This is a genomic window from Tersicoccus sp. Bi-70, from assembly GCF_001968825.1.
Lineage (GTDB): Bacteria > Actinomycetota > Actinomycetes > Actinomycetales > Micrococcaceae > Tersicoccus.
On the sequence record NZ_MIEU01000014.1, the window covers coordinates 108,061 to 128,661 of the forward strand.

Annotated in this window: 19 protein-coding genes and 3 tRNA genes; 7 read left to right on the forward strand and 15 right to left on the reverse strand. The window is 71.8% G+C overall.

Annotated features, from left to right (window positions below; translation table 11 throughout):
- Positions 1-53: 53 nt before the first annotated feature.
- Positions 54-1,304 carry an acyl-CoA dehydrogenase family protein gene (locus tag BGP79_RS11615; protein ID WP_369800196.1) on the reverse strand — a complete coding sequence of 417 codons (1,251 nt, stop codon included), beginning with the start codon at positions 1,302-1,304 and terminating at the stop codon, positions 54-56.
- Positions 1,305-1,438: 134 nt separating this feature from the next.
- Between BGP79_RS11615 and BGP79_RS11620 the strand changes: the two genes are divergently transcribed.
- Complete coding sequence (locus BGP79_RS11620; protein WP_083701849.1) at positions 1,439-3,358, forward strand: AMP-binding protein; 1,920 nt, start codon at positions 1,439-1,441, stop codon at positions 3,356-3,358.
- Positions 3,324-3,833 carry a MarR family winged helix-turn-helix transcriptional regulator gene (locus BGP79_RS11625; RefSeq protein ID WP_076695692.1) on the forward strand — a complete coding sequence of 170 codons (510 nt, stop codon included), beginning with the start codon at positions 3,324-3,326 and terminating at the stop codon, positions 3,831-3,833. The genes BGP79_RS11620 and BGP79_RS11625 overlap by 35 nt, the downstream gene beginning before the upstream one ends.
- Before the next feature lie 99 nt (positions 3,834-3,932).
- On the opposite strand, the gene BGP79_RS11630 is transcribed toward BGP79_RS11625, so the two are convergent.
- From BGP79_RS11630 to BGP79_RS11645, 4 genes are all read right to left on the reverse strand, one after another.
- Complete coding sequence (locus BGP79_RS11630; protein ID WP_076696028.1) at positions 3,933-4,709, reverse strand: enoyl-CoA hydratase; 777 nt, start codon at positions 4,707-4,709, stop codon at positions 3,933-3,935.
- A gap of 4 nt (positions 4,710-4,713) precedes the next feature.
- Positions 4,714-5,664, reverse strand: coding sequence for a 3-hydroxyisobutyrate dehydrogenase (gene mmsB / locus BGP79_RS11635; protein ID WP_076696030.1), 951 nt, complete (start codon positions 5,662-5,664; stop codon positions 4,714-4,716).
- A 98-nt stretch (positions 5,665-5,762) separates the two neighbouring features.
- Complete coding sequence (locus tag BGP79_RS11640) at positions 5,763-6,905, reverse strand: enoyl-CoA hydratase/isomerase family protein (protein ID WP_076695694.1); 1,143 nt, start codon at positions 6,903-6,905, stop codon at positions 5,763-5,765.
- Positions 6,905-8,404, reverse strand: a complete 1,500-nt coding sequence (locus BGP79_RS11645; protein WP_076695696.1) for a CoA-acylating methylmalonate-semialdehyde dehydrogenase — start codon at positions 8,402-8,404, stop codon at positions 6,905-6,907. The genes BGP79_RS11640 and BGP79_RS11645 overlap by 1 nt, the downstream gene beginning before the upstream one ends.
- 163 nt (positions 8,405-8,567) lie before the next feature.
- On the opposite strand from BGP79_RS11645, the gene BGP79_RS11650 reads away from it, so the two are divergent.
- The gene (locus BGP79_RS11650; protein ID WP_076695698.1) at positions 8,568-9,371 is read left to right on the forward strand and encodes an exodeoxyribonuclease III; all 804 of its coding nucleotides are present in this window, start codon (positions 8,568-8,570) and stop codon (positions 9,369-9,371) included.
- A gap of 21 nt (positions 9,372-9,392) precedes the next feature.
- Entirely contained in the window at positions 9,393-10,235 is an 843-nt protein-coding gene (locus tag BGP79_RS11655; RefSeq protein ID WP_076695700.1) for a hypothetical protein, read from the forward strand.
- Between the two features lie 28 nt (positions 10,236-10,263).
- Here the strand turns inward: BGP79_RS11655 and BGP79_RS11660 are convergent, their stop codons facing one another.
- The 5 genes from BGP79_RS11660 to BGP79_RS11680 form a co-directional block, all read right to left on the reverse strand.
- Complete coding sequence (locus BGP79_RS11660; RefSeq protein ID WP_076695702.1) at positions 10,264-11,421, reverse strand: LacI family DNA-binding transcriptional regulator; 1,158 nt, start codon at positions 11,419-11,421, stop codon at positions 10,264-10,266.
- A 55-nt stretch (positions 11,422-11,476) separates the two neighbouring features.
- Positions 11,477-11,746, reverse strand: a complete 270-nt coding sequence (locus BGP79_RS11665; RefSeq protein ID WP_076695704.1) for a hypothetical protein — start codon at positions 11,744-11,746, stop codon at positions 11,477-11,479.
- A gap of 19 nt (positions 11,747-11,765) precedes the next feature.
- On the reverse strand, positions 11,766-12,665 hold the full coding sequence (locus tag BGP79_RS11670) for a carbohydrate ABC transporter permease (protein ID WP_076695706.1): 900 nt from the start codon (positions 12,663-12,665) through the stop codon (positions 11,766-11,768).
- On the reverse strand, positions 12,662-13,687 hold the full coding sequence (locus tag BGP79_RS11675; RefSeq protein WP_076695708.1) for a carbohydrate ABC transporter permease: 1,026 nt from the start codon (positions 13,685-13,687) through the stop codon (positions 12,662-12,664). Before BGP79_RS11675 ends, BGP79_RS11670 begins: the two co-directional genes overlap by 4 nt.
- A 107-nt stretch (positions 13,688-13,794) precedes the next feature.
- The gene (locus BGP79_RS11680) at positions 13,795-15,087 is read right to left on the reverse strand and encodes an ABC transporter substrate-binding protein (RefSeq protein ID WP_076695710.1); all 1,293 of its coding nucleotides are present in this window, start codon (positions 15,085-15,087) and stop codon (positions 13,795-13,797) included.
- A 177-nt stretch (positions 15,088-15,264) separates the two neighbouring features.
- Here BGP79_RS11680 and BGP79_RS11685 point away from each other — a divergent pair, with 177 nt between their 5' ends.
- Positions 15,265-16,986, forward strand: a complete 1,722-nt coding sequence (locus BGP79_RS11685) for a glycoside hydrolase family 13 protein (protein WP_083701851.1) — start codon at positions 15,265-15,267, stop codon at positions 16,984-16,986.
- A 62-nt stretch (positions 16,987-17,048) separates the two neighbouring features.
- On the opposite strand, the gene BGP79_RS11690 is transcribed toward BGP79_RS11685, so the two are convergent.
- From BGP79_RS11690 to BGP79_RS11705, 5 genes are all read right to left on the reverse strand, one after another.
- On the reverse strand, positions 17,049-17,492 hold the full coding sequence (locus BGP79_RS11690) for an Asp23/Gls24 family envelope stress response protein (RefSeq protein WP_076695713.1): 444 nt from the start codon (positions 17,490-17,492) through the stop codon (positions 17,049-17,051).
- A 95-nt stretch (positions 17,493-17,587) separates the two neighbouring features.
- On the reverse strand, positions 17,588-17,716 hold the full coding sequence (locus tag BGP79_RS17050) for a hypothetical protein (protein ID WP_255363083.1): 129 nt from the start codon (positions 17,714-17,716) through the stop codon (positions 17,588-17,590).
- A gap of 112 nt (positions 17,717-17,828) precedes the next feature.
- Positions 17,829-17,904: transfer RNA gene (locus tag BGP79_RS11695), tRNA-Phe, on the reverse strand.
- A gap of 83 nt (positions 17,905-17,987) precedes the next feature.
- Positions 17,988-18,061, reverse strand: a tRNA-Asp gene (locus BGP79_RS11700).
- Between the two features lie 70 nt (positions 18,062-18,131).
- Positions 18,132-18,207, reverse strand: a tRNA-Glu gene (locus BGP79_RS11705).
- Between the two features lie 137 nt (positions 18,208-18,344).
- Here BGP79_RS11705 and BGP79_RS11710 point away from each other — a divergent pair.
- Together BGP79_RS11710 and BGP79_RS11715 are read left to right on the forward strand one after the other, a co-directional pair.
- On the forward strand, positions 18,345-18,692 hold the full coding sequence (locus BGP79_RS11710; protein ID WP_233121447.1) for a metallopeptidase family protein: 348 nt from the start codon (positions 18,345-18,347) through the stop codon (positions 18,690-18,692).
- 249 nt (positions 18,693-18,941) lie between these two features.
- Positions 18,942-20,597, forward strand: coding sequence for a C40 family peptidase (locus BGP79_RS11715; RefSeq protein ID WP_076696034.1), 1,656 nt, complete (start codon positions 18,942-18,944; stop codon positions 20,595-20,597).
- The last annotated feature ends 4 nt before the right edge of the window (positions 20,598-20,601 follow it).

A 20,601-nucleotide genomic window follows, 5' to 3' on the forward strand; every position in this document is an offset into this window, starting at 1 on the left:
GGCATCCGGATGGGTCCGTCCGGCAGCAGGGGCAGCGGTCTCACCACCGCCGCTCAGACGAACGCCGAGAGGCCCGTGGCGGCACGGCCGACGATGAGGGTGTTGATCTCGAAGGTGCCCTCGTAGGTGTGCAGCACCTCGACGTCGGCGAGCAGCTTGGCCATCTCGTGGTCGACGAGGATGCCGTTGCCGCCGAGCAGGTTGCGCCCCAGCGACACGGTCTCCCGAGCGAGCCGGGTGAGCGTGGACTTGGCCAGGGCGGCCTGCGGCATCGTCAGCCGGCCCTCCTCCTGGGTGCGGGCGATCTGCGTCATCAGCCCGAGGCTGAGGGTGACGTTGCCGAACATCTCGACCAGGGAGGCCTGCACGAGCTGGAACGCCCCGAGGGGCCGCCCGAACTGCTCGCGCTCCAGGACGTACCGGCGCGCGATGTCGACGGCCGCCAGTTGGGCGCCCACGGCCTGCCAGCCGACCCAGGCGCGCGAGTCGCACAGCAGCCGGTTGGCCGCGGCGAAGCCGTGGGCCCCGGGCAGACGGTTGGCGTCGGGCACGCGCACCGCGTCGAACGTCAGGTCCGCGTTCTGCATGATCCGCAGGCCGAGCTTGTGCTCGATCTTCGTGGCGGCGAAGCCGGGCCGGTCGGTCTCGACGATGAAGGCCTTGATCACGCCGTCGGCCTCGTCGCGGGCCCACGTGAGGATGATGTCGGCGACGGTGCCGGCCCCGATCCACCGCTTGGCGCCCGAGATGATCCACTCGTCGCCGTCACGCCGGGCCGTCGTGGCCAGGCCCCCGGCGATGTCCGAACCGTGGTCGGGTTCGGTGAGGGCGAAGGAGCCGAGCGTGGTGAAGCGGGAGAGGCCGGGGATCAGCCGCGCGCGCTGCTCCGCGGAGCCGAGGGCGTCGATCATGCCGACGACCAGCTCGTTGTGGATGCCGACGAACGAGGAGAGGGAGACGTCCGCCCGGGCGATCTGGGCGTGCAGCAGCCCCGTGAACAGCCGGCTGCCGGGCTGCAGACCCAGGTTCCCGTAACCGCGCTCACCGAGGTCGGCGACCAGGTCCCGCGGGAACGCCTCGTCGCGCCACGGCGCGATGCTGGCCGGCCGGAGATGGTCCTGCAGCCACACGGTGGCCTCGGCCAGGCGGCGCTGCTCGTCCGCGGGCAGGGACCCGGCGACGTCGAGCGCGTCGAGGGGAAGCAGCCCCGCGAGCAGGTCGGACGGGGCGCTGCCCTCGACGGAGGACGACGCGGTGGAGGACGACGCGGTGGCGGGGACGACGGGGGTGGCGATGGGGCGCACGGGGCGGGCTCCTCGGTGTGGAGACGGGTACGGCCACGTCAGCGGAGTCTGATCGAGACTTCCACATGGTTGGATGTCCAAGTATAGTCCGATGTGACCTGAATCACGAACAGCCCGTACCGACGGAGGTTCTCATGACCACAGCGCCCGACGCTCCCGGCACGGTCACCGAGCGCTTCCGCGCCGCGCGGGACCACCTCGTGGAGCTGCGCGAGGACGCCGCGACCGCGGTCGCCTCCTTCACCTGGCCCCGCTTCGAGCACTTCAACTTCGCGCTCGACTGGTTCGACGCCGTCGCCGCCGGGCCGCGCGGGGACACGGACGCGCTCGTCCTCGTCGAGGAGGACGGGGAGGCGACCCACCACACGTGGACCGACCTGTCGCGCCGGTCCGCGCAGGTGGCGACCTGGCTGCGGGAGCAGGGGGTGCAACGCGGCGACCGGATGATCCTCATGCTCGGCAACCGCGTCGAGCTGTGGGAGCTGATGCTCGCGGGCATCAAGCTCGGCGTCGTCCTGATCCCCACGACGACGCAGATGGGTCCGGCCGACCTGCGAGACCGGGTGGCCCGCGGCGAGGCCCGGTGGGCGGTCGCCGCCGGGGACGCGACGACGACGCCGGGCACGGCCGGTGGCGGGCGCCAGGACGCGGACAAGTTCGACGACGTGCCCGGGGACTACCGCATCATCCAGGTCGGTGGGACGGTAGCGGCCGGTCGGCTCGACTACGCCGACTCCCGTACCGCGCCCGAGACCTTCGCCCCCGACGGCCCGACGGACGCCGACGAGCTGCTGCTGCTCTACTTCACCACCGGGACGACGACGAAGGCCAAGCTCGTCGAGCACACCCACACGTCCTACCCGGTGGGCCATCTGTCGACGATGTACTGGATCGGCCTGGAGCCGGGCGACGTGCACCTGAACGTCGCCTCGCCGGGTTGGGCGAAACACGCGTGGTCCAACGTCTTCGCGCCGTGGATCGCCGAGGCCACCGTGTTCATCCACAACTACTCGCGGTTCGACCCGGTCGCTCTGATGGCGAGCATGGACCGCCACGGCGTGACGAGCTTCTGCGCGCCGCCGACCGTGTGGCGCTATCTGATCCAGGCCGACCTGACCCAGCTGCGCACGCCGCCGCGCAAGCTGGTCTCCGCGGGTGAACCGCTCAACGCCGAGGTGATCGACCGGGTGGCCGCCGCCTGGGGGACGACCATCCGCGACGGGTTCGGGCAGACCGAGACGACGGTGCAGGTGGGCAACGCGCCCGCCCAGCGGGTGACGCTCGGCGCGATGGGACGCCCGCTGCCCGGCTACGACGTCGTCCTGCTCGACCCGGCGACCGGCGCGGAGGCCGACGAGGGCGAGCTGGCCCTCCGACTCGACCCGCGCCCGGTGGGGCTGATGCGCGGGTACCACGGCGACCCCGAGCGCACCGCCGACGTGTTCCGGGACGGCTACTACCGCACCGGGGACATCGCCTCCCGCGACGAGCGGGGGGTGCTGACCTATGTCGGCCGCAGCGACGACGTGTTCAAGTCCAGCGACTACCGGCTCAGCCCGTTCGAGCTGGAGAGCGTGCTGATCGAGCACCCGGCGGTCGCCGAGGCGGCGGTCGTGCCGTCCCCGGACGAGCTGCGTCTCTCGGTGCCGAAGGCGTTCGTGGTGCTCGTGGGCGGACACGAGCCGTCCGCGACGCTCGCCGAGGACATCCTGCGGTACTGCCGGGAGCACCTGCCCGCGTACAAGCGGATCCGGCGGCTGGAGTTCGCCGAGCTGCCGAAGACCATCTCCGGCAAGATCCGCCGGGTCGAACTGCGCGCGGCTGAGGTGGCGCGGCACGGATCGGGCGCGTCGACGCCTCAGGACACGACGTCGCTGGAGGGCCTCGGCGTCGAGTACGCCGACACGGACTTCCCGTCCCTGCGCGGAGCCTCCGCCGACGATGCCGGTTCCGGCGGCGATGCAGGCGGCACCGTCGCCGATGCCGGCGCCGGCTCGGGGACCGGTGAGGGAGGCGAGGATGGATCAGCCGCTGCCGCGGGATCCGATCGCTGAGGCTCAGCGGAACTGGGTGCGTCGGGGCTGGGAGGCTCAGGCGGCGCCGATGGCGGCGATCACCGCCATCATGCGCACGCAGCAGCTGCTCATGTTGCGCATCGAGGGGGTGCTCAAGCCGTTCGCCCTGACGTTCTCCCGGTACGAACTGCTGACGCTGCTCGCGTTCACGCGCCGCGGGGAGCTGCCGATGAGCCGGGCGAGCTCGCTGCTGCAGGTGCACCCGACGTCGGTCACGAACGCCGTCGACCGGCTGCAGGCCGCCGGGCTGGTGGACCGGGCGCCGCACCCGCTGGACCGGAGGACGACCCTGGTGCGCCTGACCACCGACGGCCGGGACCTCGCCCGCCGGGCCACCGACGCGTTGAACCGCGAGGTGTTCACCGACACCGGTTTCGAGGCCGACGACGTCGACGCACTGATCGGCATCCTCGCCCGGTTCCGCCAGCAGGCGGGCGACTTCGACCCCGCCTGAACCCGATCTCAGCGCCAGCTCGTCAATAGATGCTCACCGTGACCCCGGATCGGGCCCGGATGGGACATCTGGTGACGAGCTGGCGGGAAGAGGCGGAATTCAGCGGTGGTGGAAGTCGGGCGTCCGCTTCTCGACGAAGGCGGCCATGCCCTCCTTCTGGTCCTCCGTGGCGAAGGCGGAGTGGAACAGACGGCGCTCGATCTGCACCCCGTGCGTCACGCCGGTCTCGAACGCCGTGCTGACGGCCTCCTTGGCGAGCATCGCGACGGGCTTGGACTTGCTCGCGATCGTCCCGGCTGCCTCGAGGGCCTCGTCGAGCAGCCGGTCGGCGGGCACGACGCGCGAGACGAGGCCGGCGCGCAGGGCCTCCTCGGCGTCGATCTGCCGCCCCGTGAGGATCATGTCCATCGCGAGCGCCTTGCCGACGGCGTGGGTGAGCCGCTGGGTGCCGCCCATCCCGGGGAGCACCCCGAGGGAGATCTCGGGCTGACCGAAGCGGGCGGTGTCCGCGGCGATGATCAGGTCGCACATCATCGCCAGTTCGCAGCCGCCGCCGAGCGCGTAGCCGGACACAGCGGCGACGAGCGGGATCCGCAGCCGGGTCAGGTCCTCCCAGTGCCGGAACCAGTCCACGGCGTACATGTCCATGTAGGACTGCCCGGCCATCTCCTTGATGTCCGCGCCGGCGGCGAACGCCTTCGCCGAGCCGGTGATGACGACGGCGCCGACGTCGGGGTCGGCGTCGAAGGCGGTCACGGCGGCCACCAGCTCGTCCATCGTGGCCTTGTTCAGGGCGTTGAGCGCCTTCGGCCGGTTCAGGGTGATGAGGCCGGTCCGGCCGCGGGTCTCGATCAGCACGTTCGCGTCGTCGCTCATGTCCTCACCCTCCCACGGTGGCGTCGCCGGCTGCGGCATCATCCCCGGCGGAGTCACCGGCAGCAGTACCGGCATCGGCCGGGGCGCCCGCCGAGGCGTCCCGGATGTCCGTGATGATGCCCGAGAAGTCCCGGGTGGCGCCCTCGCCCGCGGCGTACCGCTGGTAGATGGCGGCCGCGGCGGGACCGATCTCCGCGGCGACACCCGTGCTCTGCAGGGCGGCGAGCGCGAGCCCGAGGTCCTTGGCCATCAGCGCCCCGGCGAAGCCCGGCCGGTAGTCCCGATTGGCGGGGCTCGTCGGCACGGGACCGGGCACGGGGCAGTTCGTCGTCACGGACCAGCACTGCCCGGAGGCGGTCGAGACGACGTCGAAGAGCGCCTGGTGGGACAGGCCGAGCTTCTCCCCGAGCACGAACGCCTCGGCGGAGACGATCATGCTGGCGCCGAGGATCATGTTGTTGCAGATCTTGGCCGCCTGGCCGGCGCCGTGACCACCGCAGTGCACGATCTTTCGGCCCATCACCTCGAGCAGCGGCACCAGCTGCGGCAGATCGGCCTCGTCCGCGCCGACCATGAAGGTCAGGGTGCCGGCCTCGGCGCCGACGACGCCGCCGGAGACGGGCGCGTCCGCACTGCGGTGCCCGGCGGCGAGCGCGGCGTCGGCGGCCTCCCGGGACTCCTCGACGGTGATGGTCGAGCAGTCCAGGAACAGCGTGTCGGACTCGGCCGCGGCGAGCAGCCCGGACCCGTCCGCCCCGCCACGGTAGGCCTGCAGCAGGTGGGCGCCGCTCGGGAACATGGTGAGGACGATGCGGGCGCCGGCGGCGGCGTCGAGGGCACTGTCCGCGACCGGGATGCCGGCGGTGCGGGCGGCGTCGATCGCGGCGGGCACGACGTCGAACCCGGCGACGTCGTAGCCCGCGGCCACGAGGTTCGCGGCCATCGGCAGGCCCATGTGGCCCAGCCCGAGGAAGGCGATCCGGCCCGCCGAGCTCGGATCGGTCGGGGCTGGATCGCCGGGGGCCGGGTCGCCGGAGGGGGTGGGGGTGTCGGTCATGATGCGTCCTTCGTTGCCGTCTCGTCGACCGCGGTCAGGTCCAGCTCGTCCTCGCCGAGACCCGCGAAGCAGGCCTCGACGGTGGCCGGTTCCACCTCCGCCAGCGTCGGCGGTTCCCAGTGCGGGGTGCGGTCCTTGTCGATCACCTGGGCGCGGACGCCCTCCGGGAAGTCGTGACCCTGGAGCAGGCGCAGCCCCACCCGGTACTCGCTCGCCAGCGCGTCCTCGAGCCGAGGCAGGTCCCGGGCCCGGCGGATGCCCTCGAACGTCACGGTCACCGAGGTCGGCGACTTCTCCCGGATGGTCGCCGCGGTGCCGGCGGCCTCCTCGTGCCCGGTCCGGCCGAGCTCGTCCAGCCGGTCCAGGACGGCGGCCGGGGAGTCCTGGCCGTACGCGTCGTCGATCCATGTCCTGCCGTCGGCGAGCGCCGAGGCCGGGACCGCCTCGGCCGCGAAGCGCGCGACGACGTCGTCGGCCGGCTCGGTCTCCAGCGCCGTCGCGATCGCGTCCAGGTCCTCGGCGGCCACCAGATGATCCGCGAGGCCGAGGTGCAGCGCATCGGCGGCGTCCAGGTGGGCGCCGGTCAGCGCGGCGTGCAGGCCCGCGCCGCCGTCGGGCCGGGAGAGCAACCAGGTGCCGCCGACGTCGGGCGCGAACCCGATGGTCGTCTCCGGCATCCCGCTGCGGGTGCGCTCGGTGACCAGCCGGTGGCTGCCGTGCGCGGAGATGCCGATGCCGCCGCCGAGCACGAGCCCGTCCATGAACGCCACGTACGGCTTGGGGTACTCCGCGATGATGGCGTTCAGCAGGTACTCCCGCGCCCAGAACCGCTCGCTCGCGGAGGTGTCCCGTCGGCCGTCCTGCCGGATCGCACCGGCGTCGCCGGCCGTCATGTCCCGGTAGATGGCGACGATGTCGCCGCCCGCGCACAGCCCGCGCTCCCCCGCGCCGCGCACCAGCACCTGCGCGACGGTGTCGTCGTCACGCCACCGCGCCAGCGCGTCCAGCATCAGCTCGACCATCGGCTCCGTCAGGGCGTTGACGGCACGCGGCCGGTTGAGCGTGATGACGCCCAGGTGACCGCGGACCTCGGTGAGGACGGGAGCCTCCTCCGCGCCGGGAGCCTGCTCCGGCGTCATCAGCTGCCCTCAGGCATCACGAAGCTGGCACCGGAGCGGATGCCGGAGGGCCAGCGGGTGGTGACCGTCTTGGTGCGCGTGTAGAAGCGGAACGCGTCCGCCCCGTGCTGGTTGAGGTCGCCGAAACCGGAGGCCTTCCAGCCACCGAACGTGTAGTAGGCGATCGGGACGGGGATCGGCACGTTGACGCCGACCATGCCGACCTCGACGCGGGAGGCGAAGTCCCGGGCGGCGTCCCCGTCGCGGGTGAAGATCGCCACGCCGTTGCCGTACTGGTGCTCGCTGGGCAGGCGGAGAGCCTCCTCGTAGTCCGCGGCGCGGATCACGGAGAGCACCGGACCGAAGATCTCCTCGCGGTAGAGCTCCATCTCGGGCCGGACCCGGTCGAACAGGGTCGGGCCGACCCAGAAGCCGTCCGGGTACCCCTCGACGGTGCGCCCCCGGCCGTCGGCCACCAGCTCGGCACCCTCCTCGACGCCGGTGGCGATGGCCGCCTCGATGCGTTCCTTCGCCGCGGCGCTGACCACGGGGCCGAAGTCGGCGTCCGGGTCAGTGGCCTCGCCGAGGCGCAGCCCGTCGATCCGCTCCTTCAGTCGGGCGACGAGCGCGTCCGCCGTCTGCTCCCCCACGGGCACGGCGACCGAGATCGCCATGCAGCGCTCCCCGGCCGATCCGTAGCCGGCGCCGATCAGCGCATCCGCGGCCATGTCCAGGTCCGCGTCCGGGAGGATGATCATGTGGTTCTTCGCCCCGCCGAAGCACTGGGCGCGTTTGCCGTTCGCGGCGGCGTGGGCGTAGATGCTCTGCGCGATCGGCGTGGACCCGACGAAGCCGACGGCCTTGATCCGCGGGTCGTCGAGCAGGGCATCGACCGCGACCTTGTCGCCGTTGACGACGCTGAAGACGCCGTCCGGCAGTCCCGCCTCGGTCAGCAGCTCGGCCAGGCGCAGCGGCACGGAGGGGTCCCGCTCCGACGGCTTGAGCACGAAGGCGTTGCCGGCGGCCAGCGCGGGGCCGGCCTTCCACAGCGGGATCATCGCGGGGAAGTTGAACGGGGTGATGCCGGCGACGACGCCGAGCGGCTGCCGCAGCGAGTGCACGTCGATGCCGGTGCCCACACTGTCGGAGAACTCGCCCTTGAGCAGGTGCGGCGCGGCCGCGCAGAACTCGACCACCTCGATGCCGCGGGCGATGTCGCCCTTCGCGTCGGCCAGGGTCTTGCCGTGCTCGGAGGAGAGCAGAGCGGCCAGCTCGTCGACGTGCTCGTTGACCAGGTCGACGAAGCGCAGCAGGACCCGTGCCCGCCGCTGCGGGTTGGTCGCGGCCCAGCCGGGCTGGGCCGCGGCAGCGACGCCGATGATGTCGGCGACCTCGTCCGCGTCGGCCAGCGGCACGCGGGACGTCACCTGCCCGGTGGCCGGGTCGTGGACGTCGCTGAAGCGGCCGGACGTTCCGTCCCGGTGGGCACCGCCGCTGTAGTGGGTGAGATCGCGCGTCACCGGAGCTCCTTCGCATCGAATACCGAGGGACCGCGGACCGCCGCTCGGATCCGAGCCGGGTGTGATCCACGTCTCCTCAGAGATTACTCGGACATCCTAGTAAATGACCAGCCGGGCCGCCGCGGGCCGCCGGTGCCCTCGGCCCTCTTGGTACGTTGGAGCGGTGAGGATCGCGACGTGGAATGTGAACTCCCTGCGTGCCCGTGCCGACCGCGTGGAGGCCTGGCTGGACCGCTCCGACGTGGACGTGCTGGCCATCCAGGAGACCAAGTGCAAGGACGAGAACTTCCCCTGGGACCTGTTCGAACGGATGGGCTACGATGTCGCCCACTTCGGCGTGAGCCAGTGGAACGGGGTGGCCATCGCCTCCCGCGTCGGACTGGCGGACGTCCAGCGCACCTTCGACGGCCAGCCCACCTTCGGCAAGGACGGGCAGGACGCCGTCCAGGAGTCCCGGGCGATCGCGGCCACCTGCGGCGGCGTGCGGGTGTGGAGCCTCTACGTGCCCAACGGCCGTGACCGGAACGACCCGCACATGCAGTACAAGATCGACTGGCTCGGCGTGCTGAAGGACCAGGCCGCCGGCTGGATCGCCGCGGACCCGGACGCCCAGGTGGCCCTCGTCGGGGACTGGAACGTGGCCCCGCGCGACGAGGACGTGTGGGACATCGAGCTGTTCGAGCGGGAGGAGTCCACCCACGTCAGCGCGCCCGAGCGGGCCGCCTTCCACGCCTTCGAGGAGGCCGGGTTCACCGACGTCGTCCGCCCGTACACGCCCGGACCCGGCGTCTACACGTACTGGGACTACAAGCAGCTGCGCTTCCCGCGCCGGGAGGGCATGCGCATCGACTTCGTGCTCGGCTCCCCTGCCCTGGCGGCACGGGTCACGGGCGCCTCGATCGACCGGCAGGAACGCAAGGGCAAGGGCGCGTCGGACCACGCCCCCGTGGTGGTGGAGCTGGCGTGACCGCGGGTCTACGCTGACCCCATGGTCGGCATCGTGGCGGTCGGAGGGACGTACGACGTCGCCGCCGGCCTTCCCTTCCAGTCGCACCTGCGGGTGTACGAGCCGCTGCGCGCCTTCGAGCCGCACGGGTTGATCGGTGACGCCGAGGACCCCGCCGCGGCGGACCGGCAGGAGATGCTGGCCTCCCTCGCGCGGGCCTGCGAACCGCGGTACCAGCCGTTCCCGGTCGGCCCCGAGCACGTCCGCGCGCTCGACGTGACCGACGAGGCGGGCACCACCCGCACCCTGTTCAACCCGGGCCAGCTCGGCGTGCGCGCCCTGCTCGCCGCGGAGAAGCTCAGCAACGCCGTCTCCACCGACCTCGCCGAACTCGTGGTGCCGGGCGAGGCGCTCGAACGCCACCTCGACGACCTGCGGACCTCGGACGGGACGGATCGGTTGCACACCCGCACCGCCACCTGGGGCGTTCCACTCGCCTGGTTCGCCCTGTTCAGCGACGAGGACCCCGTGCAGGTGTTCCGCTCCGGCGGCCGGATCCGCAACTGCCGCCTGTGCGCGGGCATCGGGGAGGCCCGCGAGCGGCTGCAGTTCGCGGCGACCAGCCTCGCCGCCGTCGTCCCGGAGATGGATCTGCTCACCGAGCTCGCCGACCTGTCCGAGTGGCTGGACGGGTTCGACGACGGCGCCGCGATCGCCCTCGACTACGGCCAGGTCGCGGAGTCCGTGTACCCGGACGACTCGCCCTCCGACCTGCGGCTGGGCATCGAGTGCCTGGCCGAGGCGGACATGACCGGTGCGGCGGCCGCCTACCGGCGCCTGGCCGGCCGGTGGCTGCCGATCAAGCAGCTCGCCCGCGCCTCCTGAAGGGGCACCCGCGCCGGCGGGGAGATCGCTACGCCCGCGACCGGGTCCGGCTGAGTCCGGCGCCGACGGGCCGGGACGGGATCCGGCTGCCCGTCCGGTCGATCGGACCACGGGCGGCCCGTTCGCCGGACCCGGAGCCGGAACCGGCTCCCTGAGCGGCGCCGGCCAGCACGGGTGCCCGTCCGGTGCTGCGGCGGACGACGAGTTCGTGCGGCTCCGTCGCGGGCTGGTCGATCGGGACGGCCGCGTCCTTCTCGAGCGCGGCGAGCAGCAGGCCGGCGGCCCGCTCCCCCGCCGCGATCGGATCCTGCCGGATGGTGGTCAACCCGAACACCTCGGAGAAATCGTGATCGTCGACCCCGATCACCGAGACGTCCTCGGGTACGCGCAGACCGGCCTCTGCGGCCGCCAGCAGCGCACCGAACGCCATCTCGTCCGAGGACGCGACCACCCCGGTGGGCCGCTGCGCGGGATCGCCGGCGAGAGCCCGGGCGACGACGTCCTTCGACGTCCTCGCCTCGTAGTCGCCGAACAGCGTGGAGGCCGGACCCACCGGCAGGCCGGCCGCCGTCATCGCATCCTCGAAACCGGCGGCCCGGAGCCGCGGCACGGAGAAGTCGATGCCGAAGGAGCCGCCGCCGGCCAGGTGCACGATCCGCTCGTGACCGAGGCCGATCAGGTGCTCGGTCGCGTCCCGCAGCGCCGCCCGGTCGTCGATGCTGATGTGCCGGCAGCCCTCGACGGGTCCGCCGACGACGATCACCGGCTGCTCCAGCGCGTGCAGCGCCGCGAGCTCGTCGTCGGTCAGCGCCATGCACAGGACGACCAGGCCGTCGATGCGTTTGCGCAGCATCGACCGGTGGAAGACCCGCTCCCGGTTGGTGCCGTGGCCGCCGAGGCTGTAGAGGTCGAGGTCGTAGCCGCGAGCGCGCAACTGCCGGTCCACGCCCTCGATGGCGCTGGCGAAGAACCAGCGGTGCACCACCGGCACGAGCACGCCGATGGCCATGTTCCGGCCGGTGGCCAGGCCCGCCGCCGAGGAGGACGCGACGTAGCCCATGTCATCGGCGATCGCCAGGACCCGGTCCCGGGTCTCGGGCGAGACCCCGGACCGGCCACGCAGGGCACGGGACACGGTCGCGGTGGAGACACCCGCGCGCGCCGCGACCTCGTCGATGCTGGGCATGAGGGAGTGACCTTCTGGAGAGACCGGTGGAGGGGGATGGAGGGCGGCGTCGTCGTCAGGACGGGCGACGCCGCACCTCGACCCGGGGGAGCCGCCGTCGGAACCGCCACAGGGCGACCACGACGGCGGCGAGGACGACGGCGCCGACGAACCACGTCCACGCCTGCTGGCCGGTCACCGCCGTGTAGACGCCGATGCCGGCGACGGCGAGGACGGCGAAGGCGAGGAACCCGATCACCGCTTCCAGGTGCTCGGCGATCCGGACCCGACGCAGGTGATCCTCTGCGTCGAGATCGTCCTCGTCGTCGTCGTCCTCGTACCGCACGTCGTTCGAAACCCGCCGGCTACTTCACGCCACCGGCCGTGAGGCCGTCGACGATCCGCCGCTGGAAGATGAGCACGAGGATGACCAGCGGAATGGTCACGATCGTGCCCGCCGCCATCACCGTGGTGTAGGGCTCCTGCCGCGGGATGGCGCCGGCGAAGTACGCGATCGCCACCGTCACCGTCCGGGTGGACTCGTTGGAGAGCTGGCTCGCGATGAGGAACTCGTTCCACGCCGAGATGAACGCCAGGATCGCCGTGGTGAACACCGCCGGCGCCGCCAGCGGCATGATCACCTTCCGGAACGCCTCGCCCGGGGTGCACCCGTCCATCCGCGCCGCCTCCTCGAGCTCCCACGGCATCTCGCGGAAGAAGGAGGTGAGGGTGTAGACAGTCAGCGGGAGCACGAACGAGATGCTCGGGATGATCAGCGCCTGGTAGGTGCCGATCCACTCGATACGCGTGAACAGCTGGAACAGCGGCGTCACCAGGGCCACACCGGGGAACATCGAGGCCCCCAGGATGAAGCCGAGGATGAGGAACTTGCCGCGGAAGTTCAGCCGCGCCAGCGCGTACGCCGCGAAGACACCGACGATCAGTGAGATCACCGTGGTCACGGTCGAGACGAGCAGGCTGTTGCCGAGCGCGAGCAGGAAGTGGTTGCCGGTGCTCTCGTCGAACGCGGCCCGGAAGTTGTCCATGGTCACGTGCGTCGGCCAGGGCGTGTTGTCGAACGTGTAGTTCACGTCCCGGAACGCGGTGACCACCATCCAGTAGAACGGGGCCAGGCACCACAGCAGGATGATCACCGCACTGATGTACGTGCGGATGTTCGCCCACCGGTCGCGCCGGCTCGCCGAGTTGTTCGGGATCTGTTCCTGCGCGGCCTCGCCGGCCGCCGGGCCTGCGACGACGGTCATGCCGCTGCCACCTTCTTCCGCTTCCGGCGCTTCGGGCCTGCGCCCTCGACGACGTTGGCTCCCAGGAACTTCACGAAGATGAAGGCCACCAGGAAGATGATGATGAAGGTGATCGTCGACAGGGCGGCGGCACTGTTGACACCGGCCCGCATCTGCTGGATCACCAGGATGGACAGCGTCGTCGTGCCGTTGGCGCCGCCGGTGAGGATGGCCGGCAGGTCGTACATGCGCAGCGCGTCCAGCACGCGGAACAGGATCGCGACCATCAGCGCCGGCTTGACCAGCGGCAGCGTGATCTGCATGAACCGCTGCCAGGCGGTGGTGCCGTCGACCTTGGCGGCCTCGTACACCTCGGCGGGGATGAGCTGCAGGCCCGCGAGGATGAGCAGCGCCATGAACGGCGTCGTCTTCCACGTGTCCGCGATGATGATCGCCCAGCGGGCCGGCCACTCACTGCCGGTCCAGAGGATCGTCTGTCCGATCAGATGATTGAGGATGCCGTCGGAGGCGAAGATGAAGTACCACAGCTTCGCGGTGACCGCGGTGGGAATGGCCCACGGCACGAGGACGGCCGCCCGCAGGAGGCCACGGCCCTTGAACTTGCGGGCCATGATGGTTGCCATCCAGAAGCCGAGGACGGTCTCCAGGGCCACGGTGACGATGGTGAAGAGGAAGGTGACGCCCGTCGCCGACCAGAACTGGCCGCCGATGCTGCCGTCCGGGCACGTGAACGCGCCGGCACCGGCGGGGCACTGCTGGAGCAGCCACGCCGTGTAGTTGCTGAAGCCCGCCGGGCCGCCCTCGACGAAGAGGCCGGTCGCGGGGTCGAGTCCCTGGTCCTTCTGGAAGGACAGGGTGATGGCGCTGATCACCGGATACAGGATCACGATGGCCAGCAGGATCAGGGTCGGGGCCAGCAGCAGGACTGCCTGCCGCCCCTGGGTCTTCTCCGCTCGTTCTTCGAGCGGAGCGGGCGCCGTGCCGCCGCCGTTGAGGTCGGTCTCGTCCACAGCCGTCGACATGGTCCCTCCTTTCGTGCGCGCCCGGTCGGAACCGGGACACCGAGTGATGATGAGAGAAAAAGGGACCGGGGGCGGGACCGGCTATCCGTGCCCGCCCCCGGCGTCGATCACTGGGAGCCGGCGGTGGCGGCCGTCAGTGCCTTGTTCATGTCGTCGACCGCGGTGCTGACATCCTTCTCACCCTTGATCGCGGCGTAGGCGTTGTCCTGGATCGCCTTGGTCACCGCGGGGTAGAACGGCGTCACCGGACGCGGCACGGCGTTGTCGATCGAGGTCTTCAGCACCGGCAGGTACGGAAGCTCCTTGACCACGGCGGCGTCGGTGTAGAGGGAGCCGAGCACCGGGGCGAGCGAGCCGTTGACGGCGAAGGCCTTCTGCTGCTCCTCGCTCGTCACGAAGGCCAGGAAGTCCTTGGCCGTGGCCTTGTTCTTCGAGTAGACGCTGATGGCCGAGCTGTGACCGCCGAGCGAGGACGCGCCGGGGCCGTCCTTGCCGGGCAGCGGCGCCATGCCGAACTTGTCCGCGACCTTCGAGCCCTCACCCTTGAGCAGGTTGTAGACGTAGGGCCAGTTGCGCAGGAACAGCAGGTTGCCGTTCTGGAACGCGGCCCGCGACTGCTCCTCCTGGAAGGTGATGCCCTCCTTGGGGATGTCCCCGTTCTTGTAGGCGTCGACCAGGTTCTGCAGGCCCTTCTTCGCCTCGTCCGAGTTGACGGCGGGCTTGCCGCTGTCGTCGAGGATCTTGCCGCCGGCCGAGTTGATCGCCTCGGACGCGTTCACGGTCAGGCCCTCGTACTTGGCGAACTGACCGGCGTAGCAACCGATGTTGTTCTTCTTCGCGACGTCGCAGTCCTTGATCATCTCGTCCCACGTCTTCGGCGGGGTCGGGACGAGATCCTTGCGGTACCAGAGGATGCCGCCGTCCGAGGACTGCGGAGCCGCGTACAGCGTGTTGTTGTAGGTCGCCGCCTTGACGGTCGACGGGATCATCTTGGACGTGTCGAGCGCCATCGAGTCCTTGAGCGGCTGCAGCCAGCCCTTGGCCGCGAACTCGGCGGTCCACACCACGTCGACGCTGACGACGTCGTAGTTGGGGTTCTTCACCTGGAAGTTCTTCACCAGGTCGTCGTGCTGCTGGTCGGCGTTGTCCGACTGCTCCTTGAAGGTGACCTTCTCGTTCGGGTGCGCCGCGTTCCACTTGGCGACCATCGGCGCCACCACATTGGAGTTGTCCTTGCCCTGGACGTAGGTGATGGGGCCGCGCCCTTCCATGTTGGCGGCCGCGTCGCTGTTCTGCTGCCCGCCCCCGCCGGAGCTGGACCCCCCGCCCCCGCAGGCCGCCAGCGAGAGCGCCAGCGCGCTCGCCATTGCCAGGGGGACGATCTTCTTCCGCATTCCCATGCCGGTTCTCCTCGTTGAGACGGTGCCACGAACGGACAGGCCCGACGCCTCCCGTGACCTGCGTCATAGTAGTTATGCGGCGACGCCCTTCGCAAGCGCTTACGCCCGTGAGAGAGTGGGTGGCGCCGAATCGTTATCGGCCGTCCCGCGACCGGGCCCCGGACGGAGAGACCTCCGATGGGCCCGGCCGCCCACCCTGGAGAGGAACCCGTGACCCTCGAACCCGCCCAGGCCGACACCCGGACCACCCCCTGGTGGGCCGACGCCGTCATCTATCAGGTGTACCCCCGGTCCTTCGCGGACGCGGACGGAGACGGCATGGGCGATCTGCCCGGCATCACGGCCCGCCTGGACCACCTGGCCTCGCTCGGCGTCGACGCGCTGTGGCTCTCCCCGTTCTACCTGTCACCCCAGCACGACGCGGGCTACGACGTCGCCGACTACCGGCAGGTCGACCCCCGGTTCGGCACGCTGGCGGACTTCGACGCGCTGCGGGAGAAGGCGGACGGCCTGGGCATCCGCACGATCGTCGACCTGGTGCCCAACCACACCTCCAACGAGCACGCCTGGTTCCAGGCGGCGCTGACCGCGGCGCCGGGCTCTCCCGAGCGGGACCGCTACCTGTTCCGCGACGGCCGCGGCCCGGACGGCAGCGAACCCCCGAACAACTGGACGTCCGTGTTCGGCGGCCCCGGCTGGACCCGGGTATCGGACGGGCAGTGGTATCTGCACCTGTTCGACGTCACCCAGCCGGACCTGAACTGGCACAACCCCGAGGTCGTCGCGGAGTTCGACGACGTCCTGCGGTTCTGGCTGGACCGCGGCGTGGCCGGGTTCCGCGTCGACGTCGCCCATGGCCTGGTCAAGCACCCCGACCTGCCGGACTGGGACGGGCACACGGCGATGGTCGAGGGCACGAAGCGGGCCGAGGGCGCGGACCCGATCGAGGAGCACGTGCCCGCGCCCATGTTCGACCAGGAGGGCGTGCACGAGATCTACCGCCACTGGAACGAGGTGCTCGGGGAGTACGACGGCGACCGCATGATGGTCGCCGAGGCCTGGGTCGAGCCCGCGCCCCGGCTGGCCAAGTACGTCCGCCCGGACGAGATGCAGCAGGCCTTCAACTTCGAGTTCCTGATCGAGGGCTGGGACGCGGCCGGGATGGCCCGCGCCGTCGACAGCGTGATGAGCGCGAACGGCGCGGTCGGCGCCCCCACCACGTGGGTGCTGTCCAACCACGACGTGGTGCGGCACACGAGCCGCTTCGGCCTGGCCGACCCGACCGGTCGTTCCGCCGGCATCGGCGCCGAGGACGAGCAGCCCGACGCCGGGATCGGCCTGCGGCGGGCTCGCGCGGCGACGCTCGCCATGCTGGCGCTGCCCGGATCCGCGTACCTGTATCAGGGCGAGGAGCTCGGGCTGCCGGAGGCCACGCAGTTGCCGGCCGACGTGCGGGAGGACCCGACGTTCGTGCGCAGCGGCGGAGCCGACGTCGGCCGTGACGGCTGCCGGGTGCCGCTGCCGTGGCAGGCCGGGGCTCCGGCCTACGGATTCTCCCCCACCGGCGCCAGCTGGCTGCCGCAACCGGCGTCCTTCGCCGACCACGCCGCCGACGTGCAGGAGGGTGTGCCCGGCTCGACGCTGGAGCTGTACCGGCAGATGATCGCCCTGCGGCGGGAACTGCGCCTCGGCACCGGGACGATGGCCTGGGCCGACGTGCACGCGCCGGCCGAGGGCATCCTCGCCTTCACCACCGGGGACATGCTCGTGGTGCTCAACACCTCGGACCGCGCCTTCGAGCTGCCCGCCGGCGCCGAGCTGCTGCTGGGGAGCGTTCCGGACGCGATCGACGGCGGCGCCCTGGTGCCGGACGCGGCCGTGTGGGTGCGCCTGCCCTGACCTCGGTCGTCACCGCGCGTGGCCGGCACCCTTCCGGGTGCCGGCCATGCGCGTCTCGGGGCTCAGTCGCCCTCGGGGCGCTCCGCCCGCTCCAGGCGACCGTCCGGCACGTGCACGTCGGCGACCTCGACGTTGACCTCGGTCACCTGCAGGCCCACGAGCCGCTCGACGTCGTGATGCACCGCGGCGCGGACCCGTTCGGCGGTCTCGCGCAGGTGCTCACCGAACTCGGCGATCAACACGACGTCGACGGCGATCTGCCGGCTGCCGACCTCGACGCGGACACCGCTGCGGGTGTCGTCGGCGCCCACGGCCTCCCGGATCGCTCCGATCGCCCGCGGCGTCCCGGCTCCGAGGGCGTGGACGCCGGGCACCCGGCGGGCGGCGAGCGCGGCAACGCGCGCGGCGGCGATGTCGGCGATGTGCGTGGCGCCGGCCATGTCCTCGTCGCGGCGGTCCCGGTGCGGGACGGCCGGTGCGGTCGCGCGGCTCTCGAGCGAGGTCACGAATGCTCCTCCGGGTCGGTGCGGATGACGGCTCGCCCCAGCGTATCGATCAGGCGGTGCAGACGGGCCCAACGCCCGCACCGTCGTCGCTCCCGTCAGTCGGCCGCCGGGGTGCGCAGGCCCGCGAGCAGCAACAGCACCATGCGCACCTCCCTACCGGAACCCGGACCCGTCGGCCCGGTGCCGTGGCATGGAGTCGCGACCGCCCCGAGGAACTCAGCCACGTCGACCCGGTGGAAGACCAGCCCGCTGCTGCACCTGGGCGGGCCGCCACCCCCGCCGTGCGATCGGGCCGGGGACGACAGAAGCCCCCAGAGATTCCGGGGGCTTCTTCGATGGTGGCTCCGACCGGCGTCGATCCGGTGACCTTTCGATTTTCAGTCGAACGCTCTACCAACTGAGCTACAGAGCCCGGCACCGCTCCGGCGAACCGAGGGCGATATGCCGCGACGACCCCGAACGAACGATTCTCATCGTTGACCGGAGCCGCCTGAGCGACCCTGACGGGACTTGAACCCGCGACCTCCGCCGTGACAGGGCGGCGCGCTAACCAACTGCGCTACAGGGCCTTGGTGTACCCACCGAGGCAGAACCATCATCCTACCCCAGCGAGTGAGTCCGGAGATCCGCAGACCTCCGTGGTACCCCCAACGGGATTCGAACCCGTGTCGCCGCCGTGAAAGGGCGGTGTCCTAGGCCACTAGACGATGGGGGCCCGGGCACGTCACGGATCCTGCGCGAGGAAAGACTCCCCGTCGGCGAGGCATCCCGTTGTGGACCTCCATCAGCATAGGGGACGGTACCGGTTCCGCCAAAACGGCAGGTCCCGGTGCCGACGGAGACAATGGCAGGGTGGTGGACCTGTCCGAGGACGATTTCGACCTGGCGGTGCGGGTGGCCCTGCGGGCGATCCCGGAGGACCTGCGCGACGCGATGTCCAACGTCGCCGTCTTCGTGGCCGAGGAGCCCGAGGAACCGGGCCTGCTCGGGCTCTACGAGGGCACGCCCCTGACCGAGCGGGACAGCTGGTGGGACGCCGGGTCACTGCCCGATCGCATCACCATCTACCGTGGCCCCATCCTGGCGATGGCCGCGACGCCGGACGACGTGGTCGACGAGATCCGCACCACCGTGGTGCACGAGGTCGCGCATCATTTCGGCATCGACGACGATCGCCTGGACGAGCTCGGCTGGGGCTGACCCCTCCCACCCTGACGCGATTCCACGACACGCCGTGTGACGTGCGCGCCGAATGACACGGATGTTGTTTATGTTATTGGTGGGAAAACTGTTGCCAAAGTGATAACTGCGTTTCTATTGTCAGTCCTGGTGTCAGCTTCCAGGACGTTCCCCGGCGCGCGGTCGAGTCTCTCGACCCGATGAGCCGGGCCCGTGCACACGGGGCGTCGGCGGGCCGGCACCGTCGATGTCACCGGCACCGAGGAACCCATGATCCTGGCAGCATCCCGACCCACCGTCGCCCTGACGCGCGCCGTCGCCGGTGTCTGCGTCGGCCTCCTGCTGGTCACCGCCGGCATGGCGCCGGCCACCGCCGAGGAGACGCCGCGGCTCCCCGCCTCCCCCACAGCTGACGCGAACGGCGCCCTGCCGACCGCCGACGACATCGCGCGGGCGAAGGGGAACGAGGCCGCCACCGCGGCCGAGGTGCGCCGGATCGAGGTGCGGCTGGACGTCGCGCAGGCGGACGCCGCCCGCGCCATGGTCACGGCACTGCAGGCCGCGGACCAGTACACGACAGCACTGCAGGTCAGTCAGGAGCGTCAGCGGGCCGCGGATGCCGCCACCGCCGCCGCGGATGCGGCCGACGTCTCGCTCCGGTCCGCCCGCGACGACGCCGGACGCCTCGCGAGCACGATGTACCGCACCGCGGGCATCAGCCCCGCCGCCGCGGGGCTGTTCTCCGGCCGTGGCTCCGAAGCCGACCTGGAGCGCGCCGCGACCGCCGCGGTGCTGGCCGAACGCCGCACCCGCACCATCGAGACCGCCACGCGTGCCGCTCGGTCGGCCTCGTCGCTGCGTGCCGGCGCGGACGAGGCCCGTCGCGCCGCCTCCGATGCCGCGTCCGCTGCCGACGCGGCCCGGACCGGCGCGGCTTCGGCAGCCTCGTCGCAGCAGGCGCAGGCGGCCGACCAGGCCCGGGACCGCACCGTCATGATCGGCCAGCTGGCCCAGCTGCGGAACACGACGGTCGCCCTGGAACGGACCCGGGTGGCCGGGCTCGAGCGCGCACGTCAGCAGGCCGCCCTCGCGGTGGCCGTCGCCGCCTCGCGCGCCCAGGCCGCACCGGCGCGTCCGGCCTCGGTCGCCGCGCCGACGGCGCCGGCCACCCCGGCACCCGCGGTCACCTCGGCACCGCAGTCCCCCGCGTCACCGGCTCCCGCACCAGCCCCGGCACCGTCGACGGCGGCCCCGGCCCCCGTGGCGACCGCCACCGCGGTCACTCCCTCGGCCGCGCCGACGGTTCCCGCCGTGCGCCCGGCGGCCGTGACACCGGCCCGTCCGCGACCGGTCATCCCCCCTGCTCCCCGACCGGTCGCCCCAGCCCCCGCACCGTCGCCCGTCGCGCCGGCGCCGGCTCCGGTGGCCACCCCGGCACCGGCGCCCGCTCCGGCCCCGGCACCCGAGCCCGCCCCGGCACCCGCACCTGCGCCGGCACCTGATCCCGCACCCGCCCCGGTGCCTGCCCCGGCGCCGGCGCCGGCACCCGGGGCGTCCTCGGACGCGATCCGCATCATGGTCGCGTACGCGCTCTCCAAGGTCGGCGGCACCTACGTCTGGGGCGGCAACGGACCGGTCGGCTTCGACTGCTCCGGGCTGGTGCAGCAGGCTTTCCGGGCCGCCGGCATCGACGTACCGCGTGGCGGCACCGACCAGTTCTGGGCCGCGCCCACCCGCGTCCCACTCGCCCAGGCCCGCTACGGCGACCTGCTGGTGTTCGGCGACGGTCCCGGTTTCTACCACATCGCGATCTACCTGGGGAACAACAAGGTGGTCCACGCGCTCAACCCGACCCAGGGCATCATGGTCAACGACCTGAGCGAGCTGGTCGGCATGGTTCCCTACGGGTACGCCGCCCGCTACTGATTCC

Coding starts and splice junctions, on each gene's coding strand:
- BGP79_RS11620 (WP_083701849.1), top strand. CDS start 1,439: ATGACCACAGCGCCCGACGCTCCCGGCACGGTCACCGAGCGCTTCCGC.
- BGP79_RS11625 (WP_076695692.1), top strand. CDS start 3,324: ATGGATCAGCCGCTGCCGCGGGATCCGATCGCTGAGGCTCAGCGGAAC.
- BGP79_RS11630 (WP_076696028.1), bottom strand. CDS start 4,709: ATGAGCGACGACGCGAACGTGCTGATCGAGACCCGCGGCCGGACCGGC.
- mmsB (WP_076696030.1), bottom strand. CDS start 5,664: ATGGGCCTGCCGATGGCCGCGAACCTCGTGGCCGCGGGCTACGACGTC.
- BGP79_RS11640 (WP_076695694.1), bottom strand. CDS start 6,905: ATGACGCCGGAGCAGGCTCCCGGCGCGGAGGAGGCTCCCGTCCTCACC.
- BGP79_RS11655 (WP_076695700.1), top strand. CDS start 9,393: ATGGTCGGCATCGTGGCGGTCGGAGGGACGTACGACGTCGCCGCCGGC.
- BGP79_RS11660 (WP_076695702.1), bottom strand. CDS start 11,421: ATGCCCAGCATCGACGAGGTCGCGGCGCGCGCGGGTGTCTCCACCGCG.
- BGP79_RS11670 (WP_076695706.1), bottom strand. CDS start 12,665: ATGACCGTCGTCGCAGGCCCGGCGGCCGGCGAGGCCGCGCAGGAACAG.
- BGP79_RS11675 (WP_076695708.1), bottom strand. CDS start 13,687: ATGTCGACGGCTGTGGACGAGACCGACCTCAACGGCGGCGGCACGGCG.
- BGP79_RS11680 (WP_076695710.1), bottom strand. CDS start 15,087: ATGGGAATGCGGAAGAAGATCGTCCCCCTGGCAATGGCGAGCGCGCTG.
- BGP79_RS11685 (WP_083701851.1), top strand. CDS start 15,265: ATGGGCCCGGCCGCCCACCCTGGAGAGGAACCCGTGACCCTCGAACCC.
- BGP79_RS11715 (WP_076696034.1), top strand. CDS start 18,942: ATGATCCTGGCAGCATCCCGACCCACCGTCGCCCTGACGCGCGCCGTC.